At 49.5% G+C, this 15948-nt stretch carries 14 protein-coding genes; 10 read left to right on the forward strand and 4 right to left on the reverse strand.

Features of this window, described 5'->3' with window-relative positions; all coding sequences use genetic code 11:
* Window positions 1-31: 31 nt before the first annotated feature.
* The gene (locus tag FMR86_RS07380) at window positions 32-682 is read right to left on the reverse strand and encodes a tetratricopeptide repeat protein (protein WP_163350452.1); all 651 of its coding nucleotides are present in this window, start codon (window positions 680-682) and stop codon (window positions 32-34) included.
* Window positions 683-990: 308 nt separating this feature from the next.
* Between FMR86_RS07380 and FMR86_RS07385 the strand changes: the two genes are divergently transcribed.
* Both FMR86_RS07385 and nadD read left to right on the forward strand, forming a co-directional pair.
* Window positions 991-2250 carry a glutamate-5-semialdehyde dehydrogenase gene (locus tag FMR86_RS07385; protein WP_163350453.1) on the forward strand — a complete coding sequence of 420 codons (1260 nt, stop codon included), beginning with the start codon at window positions 991-993 and terminating at the stop codon, window positions 2248-2250.
* Between the two features lie 234 nt (window positions 2251-2484).
* Window positions 2485-3135, forward strand: coding sequence for a nicotinate-nucleotide adenylyltransferase (gene nadD / locus FMR86_RS07390; RefSeq protein WP_163350454.1), 651 nt, complete (start codon window positions 2485-2487; stop codon window positions 3133-3135).
* Window positions 3136-3255: 120 nt separating this feature from the next.
* Here the strand turns inward: nadD and FMR86_RS07395 are convergent, their stop codons facing one another.
* Window positions 3256-3858 (reverse strand): nucleoside triphosphate pyrophosphatase, encoded by a 603-nt coding sequence (locus FMR86_RS07395; RefSeq protein WP_163350455.1) that lies wholly within the window; start codon window positions 3856-3858, stop codon window positions 3256-3258.
* Window positions 3859-4042: 184 nt separating this feature from the next.
* Between FMR86_RS07395 and FMR86_RS07400 the strand changes: the two genes are divergently transcribed.
* The 8 genes from FMR86_RS07400 (at window position 4043) to FMR86_RS07435 (ending at window position 12521) form a co-directional block, all read left to right on the forward strand.
* Complete coding sequence (locus FMR86_RS07400) at window positions 4043-4999, forward strand: MBL fold metallo-hydrolase (protein ID WP_163350456.1); 957 nt, start codon at window positions 4043-4045, stop codon at window positions 4997-4999.
* A gap of 318 nt (window positions 5000-5317) precedes the next feature.
* Complete coding sequence (locus tag FMR86_RS07405; RefSeq protein WP_163350457.1) at window positions 5318-6040, forward strand: OmpA family protein; 723 nt, start codon at window positions 5318-5320, stop codon at window positions 6038-6040.
* A gap of 11 nt (window positions 6041-6051) precedes the next feature.
* Window positions 6052-6921, forward strand: coding sequence for a motility protein A (locus FMR86_RS07410; RefSeq protein WP_163350458.1), 870 nt, complete (start codon window positions 6052-6054; stop codon window positions 6919-6921).
* A gap of 230 nt (window positions 6922-7151) precedes the next feature.
* Entirely contained in the window at window positions 7152-8108 is a 957-nt protein-coding gene (locus FMR86_RS07415; RefSeq protein WP_163350459.1) for a glucokinase, read from the forward strand.
* A gap of 10 nt (window positions 8109-8118) precedes the next feature.
* On the forward strand, window positions 8119-9552 hold the full coding sequence (locus tag FMR86_RS07420; RefSeq protein WP_163350460.1) for an NAD(P)/FAD-dependent oxidoreductase: 1434 nt from the start codon (window positions 8119-8121) through the stop codon (window positions 9550-9552).
* 139 nt (window positions 9553-9691) lie between these two features.
* Entirely contained in the window at window positions 9692-10381 is a 690-nt protein-coding gene (locus FMR86_RS07425; RefSeq protein ID WP_239057171.1) for an ABC transporter substrate-binding protein, read from the forward strand.
* Window positions 10382-10384: 3 nt separating this feature from the next.
* Window positions 10385-11218, forward strand: coding sequence for an ABC transporter substrate-binding protein (locus FMR86_RS07430; RefSeq protein ID WP_163350462.1), 834 nt, complete (start codon window positions 10385-10387; stop codon window positions 11216-11218).
* Window positions 11178-12521 (forward strand): deoxyguanosinetriphosphate triphosphohydrolase, encoded by a 1344-nt coding sequence (locus FMR86_RS07435; protein WP_163350463.1) that lies wholly within the window; start codon window positions 11178-11180, stop codon window positions 12519-12521. Before FMR86_RS07430 ends, FMR86_RS07435 begins: the two co-directional genes overlap by 41 nt.
* Before the next feature lie 168 nt (window positions 12522-12689).
* Here FMR86_RS07435 and FMR86_RS07440 read toward each other — a convergent pair whose 3' ends face one another.
* Both FMR86_RS07440 and FMR86_RS07445 read right to left on the reverse strand, forming a co-directional pair.
* Window positions 12690-14615 (reverse strand): S9 family peptidase, encoded by a 1926-nt coding sequence (locus FMR86_RS07440; RefSeq protein ID WP_163350464.1) that lies wholly within the window; start codon window positions 14613-14615, stop codon window positions 12690-12692.
* Between the two features lie 3 nt (window positions 14616-14618).
* The gene (locus FMR86_RS07445; RefSeq protein ID WP_163350465.1) at window positions 14619-15701 is read right to left on the reverse strand and encodes a GGDEF domain-containing protein; all 1083 of its coding nucleotides are present in this window, start codon (window positions 15699-15701) and stop codon (window positions 14619-14621) included.
* Window positions 15702-15948 lie beyond the last annotated feature (247 nt).

Below are 15948 nucleotides of genomic sequence, written 5' to 3' on the forward strand. Positions count from 1 at the left end.
TCGTACACTTATGATCAGCCTGTATTAAATTTTAGAGTTTAGCCTTGAGTTCCTTGATTTTGAACTCAAAAAAAGAAGCTTCCTGAGGTACGCTGGTCAGCAGGCCCTGATATGCCTGTACTGCAAGCTGGATGTTTCCGGCCTGTTCAGCGGCTTCAGCCAGCAGTCTGTCGATGGAAGATGCATACTTTTCGCCGGCACTGTTTTTAAGGCCCTGCAGAAGAGTAACTGCTTCGCCTGCTTTCTTTTCAAGCATCAAGCATTTTGCTTCGCCGAGTCCGGCAACAGGAGCCATCTCAGGGGAGGTTTTGCCCACAGCAGCCCATGCGGTTTTAGCTTCAGCATAGCTGCCTGCATCCATCCATGCTTTGGCCTGCGCCAGCTGGACAGCAGGCATCATGGATGCGGGAGCGTCTTTTGCAAAAGCAGCCAGTTCGTCGGCCTGTTTTGTGCCGCTGTACTTGATCAGTATAACTCCCAGTTCACTCTGAGCTTTGATCATTTTCTGCTGGTTCATGTACTTGAAGCCGGAAATTCCGCCTGCAATGAGAATGATCGCTGCCACCCCGGCTACAATCATCTTTCCGTTCTTAATAATGTAGTCAAGAAGAGGATGAAGGGTGTCGGGGGTGGATTCGTGAACCTGATTCAGAATGTCCTGTGTGTTGTTTTGTTCTTCCATTGTAAAGGAAAGCCTCCATGAAATTTTATACAAAGTTGAAGTGCGCTATATAAAGCAGTCTGACAAAAAGGTCAAAATTGTAAGCTTGGATTAACATACCGTAACTTTTGACTAATTGTGAAAGGGGTTGAAAAAGGTGACAAAAAAAGAAAAAATAATTTCACATATTTTTCAACAAAAAACGTTTCGGACCGCTTACATTGGTAAATGGTAGTTGACTTTTTTGCAATATCCTTAGTAGCCAAAAAGAACCAACCGGTGAGAAAAATGATATTTCAGTCAATATAAATGTCTTTGAGGATAAACTTATGAGCTATTCAGAAGCAATGAAAGCAGTTGCTGCAAAGGCTAAGGAAGCCTCCCGTAAAATTGCCTGTGCTGACGGCACAGCAAGGAATGCAGCCATTATCGAACTGGCTGCTTTGCTGGAGCAGGAAAAAGAATTTATTTTTGCAGAGAATAAAAAAGACCTCGATGCTGCAAAACAGCGCGGTCTTGATCAGGCCCGCCTGCAGCGTCTTGAAATTACTCCGTCTGTGCTTGAGTATATGATTCAGGGCTGCAACGAGGTTGCCGGACAGGCTGATCCCGTGGGTGAAATCGAAAAGATGGAACGTCGCCCCAACGGCATGATGGTCGGTAAGATGCGCATCCCGCTGGGCGTTATCATGATGATTTTTGAATCCCGCCCCAACGTCACAGTCGACGCCGCCGTGCTCTGCCTTAAGGCCGGGAACTCGGTCATCCTGCGTGGCGGTTCTGAAGCCATCCATTCCAATCTCGCCCTTGCTTCTCTCCTGCAGAAAGCACTCGGCAAAGCAGGTCTGCCCGCTGAAGCAGTGCAGGTGGTGGAAGTTACCGACCGCGAAGCTGTCAGCGAACTGCTTAAGCTGGATGAATACATTGACGTGGTCATCCCCCGTGGCGGTGAAGGTCTGATCCGTGCTGTCGTTTCACAGGCGACCATGCCCGTGCTGAAACATTACAAGGGTGTCTGCCATATTTATGTGGATAAGGATTGTCATATTCCTGAAGCCATGGACATCATTAAGAATGCCAAGGTCCAGAAGCCTGCGGCCTGCAACTCTCTTGAGTGTCTGCTGGTACACGAGGATATTGCCAAGGAAATTTTACCTTCCCTCGGAACACTGCTCGGTGCAGTGGGTGTGACCATGAAAGGCTGCCCCCGGGCCATGCCGCTTCTGGGAGCTAAAGCCATCGCCGCTGACTTCGACGATTGGGGTATGGAATATCTTGACCTGATCTTATGTGTAAAAGTGGTTTCTACTCAGGATGAAGCACAGGATCATATTTCCCGCTACGGCTCCAACCATAGTGAAGTCATCCTGACCAAAGATCACGACCGGGCCATGCGTTTTGTCCGCGAAGTGGATGCTTCCATGGTCGGGGTTAACGCTTCCACCCGTTTCAACGACGGCGGACAGCTCGGACTCGGCGCGGAGATCGGGATTTCCACCTCCAAGCTGCATTCCTACGGTCCCATGGGGGCTACTGAGCTTACTTCTACTAAGTTCGTGCTGCTCGGTAATTGGGATGTAAGAAATTAATTTGATGCCCCATCCCCTCTCTTTCAAAGACGTTTTAGTTATGCTTCGCAAAACAGCTTGCTAAGACGTTCTTCGGATAAAAACGGCGAAGCCTTATTAAAACGTTTTGGGATTCTTAAACCCTTTTGGAAAAGGGTTTAAGGCCCCCGGCAGGACTCGCAGCCGTTAGGCGAGAAGCTTTGCTTCGAGTCTTACGGATGAGTGATAACAGGGTGTCGCCGAAGGCAATAGTTTATGAAAACAGGTCTTTTCGGCGGTAGTTTTAATCCAATTCACTCCACGCACATTGATGTGGCACAAGAAGTGATGAAGCGTTTGCAGCTTGATCAGGTCTTGCTGTTGCCTGCCGGGCATCCGTATCATAAAGAACAGGGCGAAATGCTGCCTGCTGCGTTGCGTTATGAGCTGGTCGAAAAGGCTGTGCAGGGCTGCGAAGGTTTGGAAGTCAGCGATATTGATATTTCTGTCGAAGGACCGACATATACTGTAGATACCCTGCGCGAGGCCGCCCGCAGCTATCCCGGAGATGAACTTTTTTTCATCATGGGGCAGGACTCCTTTGAAAACTTCACCACATGGAAAGACTGGCAGGATATCCCCAAGCTGGGCAATGTGGTGGCCGTCAGCCGCGAAGAAGCCGACCATGGTGAAATGGCGCAGGAACTGCAGCGCATCTTCCCCGCTATTAAAAAGACCGGGCAGAATGTCTGGACAGTTCCTGATGGATACTCAATTTACATAATCGGAGATTTTGATTTTGTGATCAGTTCCACTCTTGTACGCGAAGAATGGAAAAAGGGCACAGATATTTTGAAATTAGTTCCGAAAGCTGTCGCAGAATGTATGGCCGAACACGCCGATGAGTTAGGCAAATTTTGGTGTTAATGGCGGTTTTAGAAGTTAACAACAGCGAAGCTTACTAAGCCATTATACAGATCCTCCGGCTAGGCCGGAGGACCCTTGATTCTCCCTCCCCATTAGCATAATGGTAGTTGATTTCGGTTTCTATCCCTCCCCCGGAACCACCACACCCCACTGAACCAGTGTCTCAATCACCCGCGCAAGGGGCAATCCGACTACGTTGGTATATGAACCACTGATCCCTTTGACCAGAAAGGCTCCCTGTCCCTGAATGGCGTAGGCTCCGGCCTTGTCATCCGGCTCTCCGGTTGCGGCGTAGGCCCGTACTGATGCTTCGTTGAAATCTATGAATTCTACTTCAGTTGATACGGCGTAGCTTGTTTTTTCCCCTTCAGGTGAAATCAGGGCACAGCCGCTGATAACCTTGTGCTTGCGCCCGCACAGGGATTTGACCATCCGGTAGGCTTCTTCGCGGTCAGCGGGCTTGCCGAGGATGTCCCGGTCACGGACCACGATGGTGTCCGAGCCGAGAACGTATGAACCGGGATTTGCTGCGGCAACGTTTTCGGCTTTCAGTTCCGCCATTTTAATGGCGTAATCTTCCGGTCCCTGACCGGGGAGCGGGGCGGGTTCCTCGCATGTGGCGGGTTTGATTTCAAATGTCAGTCCGGCGGAGTGAAGCAGGTCCTTGCGGCGCGGGGAGCCTGAGCCCAGTATCAGCGGTTTTACGGTGCTGTATATACTCATGATGATTCTCTTTGTGTTGTCGTTTTGGGGGCCGTTAAATAAATTTCGTTAATTGTGTTTGATAGTTTGCAATTGGTCAAATGTGAATGCTGATTGAAGCTGTGATGTTATTTTTTGTAGGCTTTGGTTGCCCTTTTCCACTTCTGAATGTAATAATTCATAAAATACAGAACAGGAGTAATCAATGAAGGTATGCATCTGGGGCGCGCGCGGGTCCCTGTCTGCCACATTTAATGCCGAAAGGGCCAGAGCCAAAGTCAAGGCCGCACTTGAGATAGCTGTTGAAAAGGGTATCGATTCAACTACTGATCTTGATGCGTTCATAGACAATGAACTTCCTTTTCCTGTTCGCGGTTCCTACGGGACGAACACTCCCTGCATTCAGGTGGAAGGGCAGGGCGATGACTACATAATCTGCGATTGCGGGACCGGGTTGCGTGATCTCGGAAACAAAATCATGGCCGATCGGCACGGTGCTCCGGGGGCCCATTTCCATATCTTCATGTCCCACCTGCACTGGGATCACATTCAGGGTTTTCCGTTTTTTGTTCCGGCTTACATTCCCGGAAATAAGATTTCATTTTACGGCGGTCATCCCGGCATAGAAAAAGTTCTGCGTAATCAGCAGAGCGAACCCTGTTTCCCGGTCCATTTTGATAATCTTGGGGCCGAGTTTGACTTTACCCGCTTGAAAACCGGGCAGAAGCTTGAGGTTGCCGGAGTCAGTGTCGAGGTCAAAGCCCAGTATCATCCGGGCGGTTCATTCGGGTACCGATTTGAAAAGGATGGTAAATCAGCCGTCTACTCCACTGATTGCGAGCACAAGAGTGCCACAGCCCTTGCAGATAAAGGGTTTGTGGAATTTTTTAAAGACGCGGACCTTTTGATCATGGATGCCCAGTACTCATTTGCCGAGGCAAATTCCATCAAGGAAGACTGGGGGCATTCCAACAACATCATCGCGGTGGAGCTTTCCGGTATGGCCGGGGTCAAGACCCTCTGCCTGTTCCATCAGGAACCTGTTCTGGACGATTTTCAGCTTCAGAAATTTCTGGAAGACACCAAGGAATTTTCCCAGCTGGCCGAGTTCAGGCCGGGTAATATCATTATGGCTCAAGACGGGCTGTGCATTGATTTATAGTCAGGCCGTCCATAAAGCACCATCTGCGTCGTCACTGCAAAAAAGTTTGAAACTCACGTATGTGCATATACGTGTCGTTCCAGACTTTTTTTTGTTCCTAGCATCTGGCACTTTCTCACCAGCCTGACAGTGCTGTTTTTCGGACTTTCCGTTTATGTCCTTTTTTTGACTTTTTCATTTTTTATCCTTTCCTTAAGTAAAAACATTCTTTCTTAGCCCCCGTAATATACATTGTTTCGGCGATTGGCATTACCCTTGCTTTGTAATCAGCAGAGAACCACGGGCTTAACCCGAACTCACCTGACGATGGAGCATGGTATGAAATTCGATGATCTGAAATGTGAACTTGACCTGATGGATTTTAAATCAGGAAATACGGATAGTTCCGGCATGAGCGGCTGGGCGGTTCCGTGGTCCGACCTGATGATGGTTATGTTCGTCCTTTTTGTGGTGCTGTTTATCTACAGTCAGTCCAAAGAAAATATCAAAGTTATCTTCGAGGGCAATGCCCAGTCGCAGATGGCTGTGAATCCTGCTGATGAACTTATTGAAATGATTTCGTTTCATCGCGAGGCCATGTCCAGTTCCGCACGGGTGGTCATGACCCCTGAAGACGTGCTTTACCGCAGCGATGACGGGGCCGTGAGCATGAAAGAGGAAGACGGCGAGTTGAAGATAGTCATGCGTGGGAATGCCTTTTTCGCACCGGGCAAGAGCAGCTTTGAGTCAAAGACCCGTCAATATCTTGCCGAAGTGGCCGAGGTGCTCAAGACCAGCAATCATGCCATCCACATAATCGGCCATACTGACGGTAGCGATGCTGCCAGAACGGGCAAGGATACAGTTTTCGGGCTTTCCGCCAGCCGTGCCGCGCGGGTGGCAGAATATCTGATCAATCAGAAATCAATCGATCCGGTCCGCATAATTGTCAGCGGACGCGGCGGCGTTGCCCCTGAACTGCCCGGTGAAATGGGCAAGGTGGAAGGCAACAACCGCAGGGTTGAGATTATAGTTATTAATACTGACGTTAGTGCCCAGTAAGGAGGTCTGTAATGAATAAGAAGAATTTAATCGGTGTCATCGTTGCTTCCGCAGTCTTTGCAGGCAGCTTCTGGTTCAGCGGGGGGATTGCCCTCTACTGGAACGCGGCGGCCCTTGCCATCGTTCTTTCCGGTCTTGCTGTGGCGGTTATGCTCAGCTATCCGGTGGAGCAGCTGCGTGAAGCCTTCCGGGTGGTGCAGGACAGTTACTCCACCCGTCTGGCAACCCATGAGGAAATCGTGGAAACCCTGCTCGATCTGAGTGTCCGTTCCAAAATGGACGGTATGCTCTCCCTTGAAAAAGCGGGCGAGAAGACTACCAGTTCTTTCCTGCGTAATGCGCTCATGCTGCTGGTGGATAATTTTGAAGAAGATGAAATCAAGGATTGCCTGAAAACTGAAATGTCATTTTTCCATATGCGCCGGAGTGAATCCGAGCGGGTATTTCAGTCCATGGCCCGTTTTGCCCCTGCTTTCGGTGTGGCCGGATCAGTCATCGGACTGATAGGTCTGCTCATGGGCATCGACAATCCGGCAATGATCCTTAAACATATCCCGGTGGCCTTTATTTCAACCCTCTACGGGGTGATCTTCAGCAACATGATCTTCGCGCCCATGGCTGAAACCGTGGGCTGCCGGACCCGTAATGAGCTTATCAACCAGAAGATGATTCTCGACGGCGTAATCGCCATCAAAAAGGAACAGAATCCTTATAAGCTGGAAAGAAAGCTGGGTGCTTTCCTTGATGCCGATGACCGCGAAGAAAAGGCTGAGGCTCTTAGAAACATTACCCGCAAGTATATCAAGATGCGCAGGGATGAGAAGAAATCCAAGGACAAGATTCTGCATGAAGTCCCTTTAGTGAAGGCTAAGGCTTCCTAAGCACGTAGACAGATCTCCACGGCATAACTGAAAACGGCCCGGTGCGGCGTCCCATGCGGGGCAGTCCGTACCGGGTTTTGTTGCGTCCGTATTCTGACGCCCGCTTGTGCCGTGAAGTTATATTTATGTGAACACGGGTGCTGTGCATTTATTTATTTTGTTTAATGTATTAGAATTCCGGTCAGTTTGTTTGGAAAAGATAATTGTAAAAAGAGCAGGGGATTGGAGTAATGGGACTTGTTTTAGCAGTTGATATCGGGGGCACAAACAGCAGGTTTGCCGCATTTGAATCCGGTCCGGCCCATAGTCTGGTCATGAAGGAAACTGTCTGGCTTTCCAGTGTGCAGGCCCGCAGTTTCGACCATCTTATGGAAATGCTTGCCGAGAGCGAATTTCCTTACGCCCCTTCGGATTTTGATGTGACGGTTATTGCGGTGGCCGGTCCGGTGGTGGGTGGTGTTTACTGCAATGTTACCAATGTGGATTGGGATGTTGATTTCCGGGACGGCTACAAAAAATACGGATTCCGCGCTGCCATGCTGATCAATGATTTCGCAGCGCAGGCTTATGCCTGCCGCACTCCGGCGGTGAAGGGCTGCCGGGTTATTCATGAGGCTGAGATTTCGCCCATTGGTACAGTGGGGGTTATCGGGGCCGGGACCGGGCTGGGGCATTGCGCGCTGGTTCCCGTGCCGGTTTCGGAGCTTGGTTATGTGCCTGTTCCTTCCGAAGCCGGACATATCTCATTTCCCTGCCAGACAGCCGATGAACTGGATTTTTGTAAATTCGTCATGGATAAGCGCAATATTTCCTATTGCTGCGGCGATGAAGTGCTCACCGGGCGCGGGCTGAACATGCTCCATCTCTATCTCACCGGGGAGGATCTTGAGCCCAGTAAGGTTGCCGAGAAAATGAAGCAGGGCGGCCGGACTCTTGAATGGTATTCCCGATTTACCGCCCGTTGCTGCCGCAACTACGCCATCAGCGTTTGCGCTACCGGAGGGTTGTATATTGCCGGGGGAATCGTAGCCAAGAATCCCTTTGTGGTTGAGCAGGATGTGTTCATGGAAGAATTTCTTGATTCAAGCTCTATGGGGGATTTGCTGAAGCAGATTCCGGTTTTTTTAAATGACAATCAGGAAAGCGGGCTTTATGGGGCCGCTTTGCGGGGTGTGCTGCATATTTAAGGAGGGCCTCATGAGTGTCTATGACTATGATCTCGGTGTGATCGGCGGAGGTGCCGCAGGGCTGACCGTTGCGGCCGGGGCTGCGCAACTGGGTGTAAAAGTGCTGCTCATCGATAAAGAGCACAAGCTGGGCGGGGATTGCCTGCATTACGGCTGTGTGCCCAGCAAGACCCTCATCCGCAGCGCACGGGTGCGTCAGCTCATGGGCCGGGCCGGGGATTTCGGTCTGCCCGAAGTTGATCTGCCCCCGGTGGATTTCGCGCAGGTTGCGGCGCGTATCAAAGAAGTCATCGATATCATTCGGGTTCACGATTCCGTGGAGCGGTTTAATTCTCTGGGGGTCGAGGTCCGTTTCGGTGCCCCCCGGTTTAATGATAAACATTCTGTTTCTCTGCACGGGGATAGAATTTCAGCCCGTTCATGGGTTATCGCCACAGGTTCCTCGCCTTCCGCACCGCCCGTCAAAGGGCTGGATGAAACTCCTTATCTGACCAATGTTGATGTTTTTTCATTGCAGGAGCTGCCCAAGTCACTGATTGTGCTTGGCGGAGGACCTATTGCCGTGGAGATGGCCCAGTCATTTCAGCGGCTGGGCAGCGAAGTTACGGTCATCCAGCGCAGCAACCAGATTTTGAGCCGTGAAGACGAGGACATGGCCCGCTACGTCATGGGCGGTATGATCGAGGACGGGGTTCGTTTTATTCTCGGTTCAAGGATTCATGAAGTGTACAGATCCGGTGACGGTGTTGCGGTCCGGCTGGAGTCCGGCGTGAAAAGCATGCTGGTCAAAGGATCACAACTGCTGGTCGCCATGGGCCGTAGTTCCAATATTTCCGGGCTGGGGCTGAAAGATATCAGTGTGAAGCTTGAACGGGGATCTGTCGCGGTGGATGCTCGTATGCGTACATCGGTGCCGAATATTTATGCAGCCGGGGATGTGACCGGAAAGTACCGCTTTACCCATGCCGCAGGATATGAGGGTGGGATTGTGGTTTCCAATGCTGTGTTCCATCTGCCGCGCAAGGCGGATTACACGTGGCTGCCGTGGTGCACCTACACCGACCCGGAGCTTGCCAGCGTGGGCATGAATGAGAAAGCCGCCCAACAGGCGGGCATTGAATACAAGACCGTAATAGAAGAGTTTTCTTCCAGTGACCGCGCTTTGGCCGAAGGTGAAGCACGGGGGCGTATCAAGCTGTTGTTGAACAAAAAGGGCAAGCCTATCGGTTGTCAGATCGCTGCCGTACATGCCGGGGAACTGCTTTCCGAATGGGTGGCGGCGGTGAACGGTAAAGTCGGTCTCGCAACCCTTGCCGGGGCCGTTCATCCTTATCCCACTTTGTCTGAGATGAATAAGAAGGTGGCCGGTAAATTGCTTGGAGAGAAATTGTTTTCCGAGCGGGTGCGTAGTCTTTTGAAGCTGTTGTTTTCGTACCGGGGATAGATGATTATTAAAAAATTATGAAATTGTTGCCGCTGTTGTTTGATTGAGTTATTGTTCCGGTATGTTTGGCAAATTTATCAGGCGAAGTATAATTATATTGTTATTGTGTTCATCTGTTCTGCTTGTTTCGAGTATAGGGATGGCGAGAGAGTATACTTTTGTTTCTTTGGAGTATTTGCCGTATTCGATATATGAGGACGGAGTTCCTACAGGATCTGATATTGAAATTCTGCAGGAATGTTTCCGGCGTATGGATGTTGATGTAAAAATTCTGCTGGTGCCATGGAAACGGGCTTTGCAGATGGCCATGCTCGGACAGGTTGATGGAATTTTCGGAGCAGTCAAGACTCCTGAACGTCAGGAAAAATTATATTACAGTGATCCGGTGCGTGTGGAGCAGATTTCTCTGTTTGTGCGTAATGATTCAAAATTGCAGTTTGATGGAAACCTGGAAAACCTGCAGGGGCATTCTTTTGGGGTAATTCGTGATTTCAGTTATGGTCCGCGGATTGATGAATTTCTGGCAAAAGCTTCAGAGAGCGGGCGTGTAGAGCGGGTTGTTGATACGGAAATGAACCTTGCCAAGCTCATTAAGGGACGTTTCGATCTTTTGGTCGGTGACCATTTTTCAACATTGCATACCGTCAGTAAAGCGGACCTGGCTGGACAGGTCCGCAGTCTTGAGCCTCCGGTTGCCGAGAATAATATTTATATTACGTTCTCCAAAAAACGTAAGCTTGTTTCTTTTCGTGAGCATTTCAATGCGGCACTCAGGTCTATCCGCGAGGATGGAACATGGGAGCGGATTATGCAGAAGTATGTGGAGTGATAAATGAGTAAGTCCATTAAAACATTCCTTGTTTTCTGGATTATCTGTGCCGCATTTTGGTGCTCATCAATTGCCGCGCGGGCAGATGGTTATTCTTTTGTCTCTTTGGAATATGCACCCTATGCATGTTGTCAGAATGGAACACTTAAGGGGTGGGACATTGATATTATGCAGGAATGTTTTCGTCGCATGAATGAGAAGCTTGATATGACGCTTGTTCCATGGAAACGTGCATTATACATGGGGATGAATGGGCATGCCGACGGCCTTATCGGGATATTGAAGGTCCCGGCTAGAGAACAGAAAATGTATTTCAGCACCCCCATACGCGGCGAGACAATTTCATTCTTTGTTCGTCAGGATTCGGATATAGTTTTTGATGGCGATCTGTCTAATATGGGTAAATTAAGATTCGGGGTTGTAAGTGATTACAGCTATGGAAAGGAAGTTGAGAACTTCCTAAAAACCAAAGTTTCTGCAGATCGGGTTGAAAAAGCGGTTTCCCCGGATATGAATGTAGCCAAGCTTTTTAAAGGGCGTTTTGATATTTTGATTGGTGATACTGCTTCGACAATTCATACGATTCGTACTATGGGGCTAACTGGTCAGGTGCGCAGGCTTTATCCTCCTGTGAGTTTTAATAATGTATATGCTGCTTTCTCCAAAAAGAGGAAGCTGGGTCATTTGCGTGACCGTTTTAATGTCGCACTGGAGTCCATGCGCAAGGATGGGACTCTGCACCATATTATGAAGAAATATATGGATTCTCAGGTGATAGAAAAGGAAAATATAATACATGCAGTGGAAAAAATTACTCAGCAAGCAGAGAATAGGTAAAGAAAAATCAGATTATATTGATCATGACCGCAGTGAATTTCAGCGCGATTTTGACCGCATAATTTTCTCTTCAGCTTTCAGGAGATTGCAGGATAAAACGCAGGTCTTTCCGCTTTCTAAAAGCGATTACGTGCGTACCCGGCTGACCCACAGCCTTGAGACTTCGTCTGTTGGGCGTTCCTTAGGAAATATGGTCGGAAGCAGGCTGGTCGCCAAGTACGACGATCTTGATATTATTTCTTCGGAACCGGGAACCGTGGTCGCCACGGCCTGTCTGGCCCATGATATCGGTAATCCGCCTTTCGGGCATTCCGGGGAGGATGTAATCCGGGATTGGTTCCAGACTTCTGAAATCGGCATGAAGCTCTGTTCCATGGTTGATGAGAGCCGGCGCAACGATTTTATCTGGTTTGAAGGCAACGCACAGGGCTTGCGAAATATTCTGGCCCTGCAGCGTCCGTACAGCAGGGGCGGGATGCAGCTTACATGTGCGACGCTGGCTGCTTTTACCAAGTATCCTTATGTTTCCGGGCATATCAAAAAGAAAAAGAAGTTCGGAATCTTTGACAGCGAAGCTGAAATTTATGCTGAAGTGGCCGGATATCTGGGGCTGACTCAACTGGAAGATAAAAAGTGGGCCCGTCATCCTTTTGCCTATCTGGTGGAGGCGGCTGATGATATCTGCTACCACGTTATCGATATTGAAGACGGTCACCGTCTGAACCTGATCTCTTTTGAAGAGTTGCGCAGTATTTTTCTGGATATTCTGGACAACAAGCAGGATATTATTGCCCGCGTGGATCGTATACCGGGAACCAAGGAGCAGGTGGAATACCTGCGCGCCTGTACCATTAACGCGCTGGTAACCAGTTCCTGTGATGTCTTTTTTGACCACGAAGATAAAATCCTTGACGGAAAATTTAATTCCAGCCTGACCGAGGGTATCGGCAAGGCCCGGGAATTCAGCAGGCTCAAGGAAATTGCTATCGAAAAAGTCTACAATTCTACCGAAGTCATTGAGACCGAGGCCGCTGCATATGAAGTTCTCTGGAAGATTCTTGATTTTCTGGGAAGCATTGTGGTTGAGCTGCATACCAAGGGTAAGTTGGGAGCAAAGTGCAAGAAATCCATGAAGTTGTTGCCGGAACTCTACGCCCCTAAAATTGAGGGTGATGACTTCAGGAATCCGCAGGAAGTATATAAAAATACCCAGAAGATAGTGGACTATGTTTCGGGTATGACCGACACTTTTGCAGTACGCACTTTTAATAAGATTTCCGGGATTTCGTTGCTCAGGCGTTAAGAGATGCCTCCGGCGGCCCTGCCGGGGGCCTTAAACCCTTTTGCAAAAGGGTTTGTTCCACTGTCGCTATCCCTAAGACTCGCGGAAGCCGCTCACCTAAGGGCTAGTGCAAGAATCCCAAAACCTTTTATTAAGCTTCGCTGTGTATTTTATAAATGTTTCGGTGTGTTACTGCAGCAGATGTTCATCCAGAAACCGCTCCATGGCTTCGTAGAAGTCAAAGCGGTTTTCCTGATTGTGGAATCCGTGGCCTTCGTTATCTTTGACCATGTATTTTACAGCAATGCCGCGGTCACGCAGGGCTTTGACAATCTGGTCCGACTCGGCCTTTTTCACCCGCGGGTCATTGGCACCCTGTGCCACGAAGAGCGGAGCCTTGATCTTATCCGCATGGAAAACCGGGGATACTTTGCGCAGAAGCTTGTAGTCGCGGACCGGATCACCGACCTTGATGTAGAATTCCTGCTTTTCGTTTTCCCAGTACGGAGGTAGGGTTTCCAGCAGGGTAAACAGGTTGGAGGGACCGACATAATCGATGCCGCAGGCATAAAGGTCCGGGGTGAAGGTCAGTCCGGCAAGGGTGGCGTAGCCGCCGTAGGAGGCTCCGTAAATGGCTATGCGGTCAGGATCGGCAATGCCCAGATCAATCAACCAGTGTGCTGCATCGGTCAGATCATTCTGCATGTTCAGTCCCCACTGCTTGAATCCTTTTTCCCAGAATTCACGTCCGTATCCGGTGGAACCCCGGAAGTTGACCTGCAGGACCGCGATACCCCGGTTGGCCAGAAACTGCACTTCGGGATTGAATCCCCAATGGTCGCGCGCCCATGGTCCGCCGTGGGGATTAATGAGCACAGGCAGATTGCCCGGCTTTTTGTTTTTGGGCAGGGTCAGGTAGCCGTGAATGGTCAAACCGTCGCGGGAGATAAAGGAAACAGGTTTCATTGCGGCCATTTCAGATTCATCAAGCCACGGGCTGACCTCAGTTATTTTCTGCAGTTTCTTGCTGTCAATATCGTATATGTACCCGGCACCGAGGCTGCGGTCTGAGTATGTGCGCACGATGCATCTGCTTTCATTCTTGTCGGTTGAAGTCAGGACTACTTCATAGCCGGGGAGCATCTTTTCGAGTTCGGTCTGAACTTCTTCGCGGGTATCATCAAAAAAAACGTAATGGTGTTTGTCGGTGTAGAATCCGGCCCCGGTGATGAGTTTGCGTTTCTTGGAATAAAGAAGCTGTTCCACATCAACATCAGGGTGTTCGAAAACAAGCTGTTCCAGTTTTTGGGTTTCCGGGTTGAAAAGGTAGATGGCTTGCTTGTCGCGGTCCATATTGGTGCTGACGTAGAATTTCTTGTTTTCAAAATCAAAGAGCAGGGGCTCGAATGCAGTGCGGAAATCAAGGGTCATGACCGGACGGAACAGGGCTTCAGCATTTTCCCGGTAGAGGATGGTGTTCTGTCCCTTGCGCTTGGCAAGGGCAATGCGCACGGTGCCGTTATGGTCGGTCATCCAGCCGTCGATATCTCCGGGATTGCGGGCTTCAAGCTCAAGCTTACCGCTGACCACATTCAGTTTGTACACATCAAACACTCTGGGATCATCCCGGTTCATGGTGATCAGGATGTGCTCGTCATCATTTTCAAGATCGTCCAGCAGGTTGGTGCGGGTGTTTTTAAACGGAGTCAGGTCGGTTTCCCCGCTGCCGTCGGTAGCTGCGGAAAAGGTATGCACATTCTCATCGCCACCGCTATCCTGCCCGAAGACAACTCGTTCGTTACCGACCCAGAAGTAGCCGTAAATGTCACGTTTGGCGGCACTGGTCACTCTGGTGGTTTTACCGCTGGCAAGGTCTTTGACAAAAATATTAAGCCGCTCTTTCCATGGTGCCAGCCATGCAATTTTATTCCCATCGGGAGAGATGGAAAATCCTTCAGCCGCAGGGTTCTTAAAAAAATCGCGCAGGGGGATTTGTCCGGCTTTGCGCGCGGTGTTCGGTGTGATTTCTTTTGCGGTATGGGTTGAGCAGGCTGTAGCACCCAGAAAAAGAGCGAGAGTAAATACAACTGCATGGATGGTTCGTATTGTTTTCATTGGTTACTCAGCGGGTTTTGCGGATTCAGGATGGGTATACACGGTTCCGGCTCCGAATTTTTTTGATTCTTTCAGGGCCAGATCGACTTTCTTCAGCAGGCTTTCGGAATTTTCCTCTTTTTCGCACATGGCGATTCCGGTGTTTATCAGGAAAGGAACAGCCTTGAGGCTTTTGGTTTGTGTGATCAGCTTATTGATTTTTTCGGTAAGGTTCTTGGCATTGGTGGCAGTTGTGTGCGGGGCGAGGATGATGAACTTGTCGCCGCCGACCCGGAAGAAACTGTCCGGGCGGCGCAGGTTCTTGCGTACAACACGGGCGAATCCGGCCAGAATTTTGTCTCCGGTTTTCTGGCCGTGTTTCTGGTTGATGGTTTTGAAGTCATGGATGTCCATCTTAATGAGCGCGAGGTCGGAGTTGTATCTCGTGGCAGTGGATACTGCCCTTTCCGATTCCTCGTAAAATTTCATCCTGCCGGGCAGGTTGGTCAGGGAGTCCCGCTCGGCCAGTTTTTTGATGGTCGATTTGCTGACTTCTTTTTCGCGGGCGCAGCGGGTCAGCTCTTCGCGCATGGGGGCGTCCACCAAATAGTAATGAAGTATCGCGAGAATACAGATCATGAAGATTAAACCGTATTCATATTTTACAAGATTAACATGATAGCTGTTCGAAACCTTCTTGATGTCCGAAGAAATCATCCCCACGGAAGAAGCCAGCCTGCGCATGGTCTTCTTCATCGCTTCCGGTTGGCCGGATTTTGCGGCCCGGAGAAAATTCTCAGCAGCGAAGAACAACCCGGTGTTTTCATTGTGCAGCAGTTTTGTGAAGCGGTTATCTTCCGGGTAATCCTGTAATTGATTGATGATGATTTTGAAAGTGTGGGTGGAAGACTCTGTGCCCATGCCTTCCGGGCTGGTCAGAATTTCCCCGGCTGAGACCTGCAATCCATTGAGAAGTTCCTGCGTATCCGTATAATTTTTACGTTCGATGAGCAGGGTGTGAAAAAGATAAAGCGCAGCCAGCGAGAGCAGGAAGATAATGGGCAGGGTTATTCTGTAGCGAATTCGGGCGGCATCTTGAAATTTCATGAATTCTGACCTTTATTTTGAGTGGTTCTGTTTTTCTTTCCTATCTCTTTCTTTTAACCTTGGCGTGGTTTTATGTAAAATCAAAAATGGAAATTGTGCGGGGTAGACGGAGGCTGTTTTCTGCTGCTACAAAGATACGTTGCCGCTTGGGACTGTTGTTTTACGGTAACTGCGCCGCTGTATTTCAGGATGAAAAATCAGCCTGAATTTTCATAAATGTGGAAATGCGTTTATTTTTATGTTGCCC

The organism is Desulfovibrio sp. JC010, assembly GCF_010470675.1.
Lineage (GTDB): Bacteria > Desulfobacterota > Desulfovibrionia > Desulfovibrionales > Desulfovibrionaceae > Maridesulfovibrio.

Excerpts from the sequence above, each read along its gene's own strand:
- FMR86_RS07380 (WP_163350452.1), bottom strand. The coding sequence starts at position 682 with ATGGAAGAACAAAACAACACACAGGACATTCTGAATCAGGTTCACGAA.
- FMR86_RS07385 (WP_163350453.1), top strand. The coding sequence starts at position 991 with ATGAGCTATTCAGAAGCAATGAAAGCAGTTGCTGCAAAGGCTAAGGAA.
- nadD (WP_163350454.1), top strand. The coding sequence starts at position 2,485 with ATGAAAACAGGTCTTTTCGGCGGTAGTTTTAATCCAATTCACTCCACG.
- FMR86_RS07395 (WP_163350455.1), bottom strand. The coding sequence starts at position 3,858 with ATGAGTATATACAGCACCGTAAAACCGCTGATACTGGGCTCAGGCTCC.
- FMR86_RS07400 (WP_163350456.1), top strand. The coding sequence starts at position 4,043 with ATGAAGGTATGCATCTGGGGCGCGCGCGGGTCCCTGTCTGCCACATTT.
- FMR86_RS07405 (WP_163350457.1), top strand. The coding sequence starts at position 5,318 with ATGAAATTCGATGATCTGAAATGTGAACTTGACCTGATGGATTTTAAA.
- FMR86_RS07410 (WP_163350458.1), top strand. The coding sequence starts at position 6,052 with ATGAATAAGAAGAATTTAATCGGTGTCATCGTTGCTTCCGCAGTCTTT.
- FMR86_RS07415 (WP_163350459.1), top strand. The coding sequence starts at position 7,152 with ATGGGACTTGTTTTAGCAGTTGATATCGGGGGCACAAACAGCAGGTTT.
- FMR86_RS07420 (WP_163350460.1), top strand. The coding sequence starts at position 8,119 with ATGAGTGTCTATGACTATGATCTCGGTGTGATCGGCGGAGGTGCCGCA.
- FMR86_RS07425 (WP_239057171.1), top strand. The coding sequence starts at position 9,692 with ATGGCGAGAGAGTATACTTTTGTTTCTTTGGAGTATTTGCCGTATTCG.
- FMR86_RS07430 (WP_163350462.1), top strand. The coding sequence starts at position 10,385 with ATGAGTAAGTCCATTAAAACATTCCTTGTTTTCTGGATTATCTGTGCC.
- FMR86_RS07435 (WP_163350463.1), top strand. The coding sequence starts at position 11,178 with ATGCAGTGGAAAAAATTACTCAGCAAGCAGAGAATAGGTAAAGAAAAA.
- FMR86_RS07440 (WP_163350464.1), bottom strand. The coding sequence starts at position 14,615 with ATGAAAACAATACGAACCATCCATGCAGTTGTATTTACTCTCGCTCTT.
- FMR86_RS07445 (WP_163350465.1), bottom strand. The coding sequence starts at position 15,701 with ATGAAATTTCAAGATGCCGCCCGAATTCGCTACAGAATAACCCTGCCC.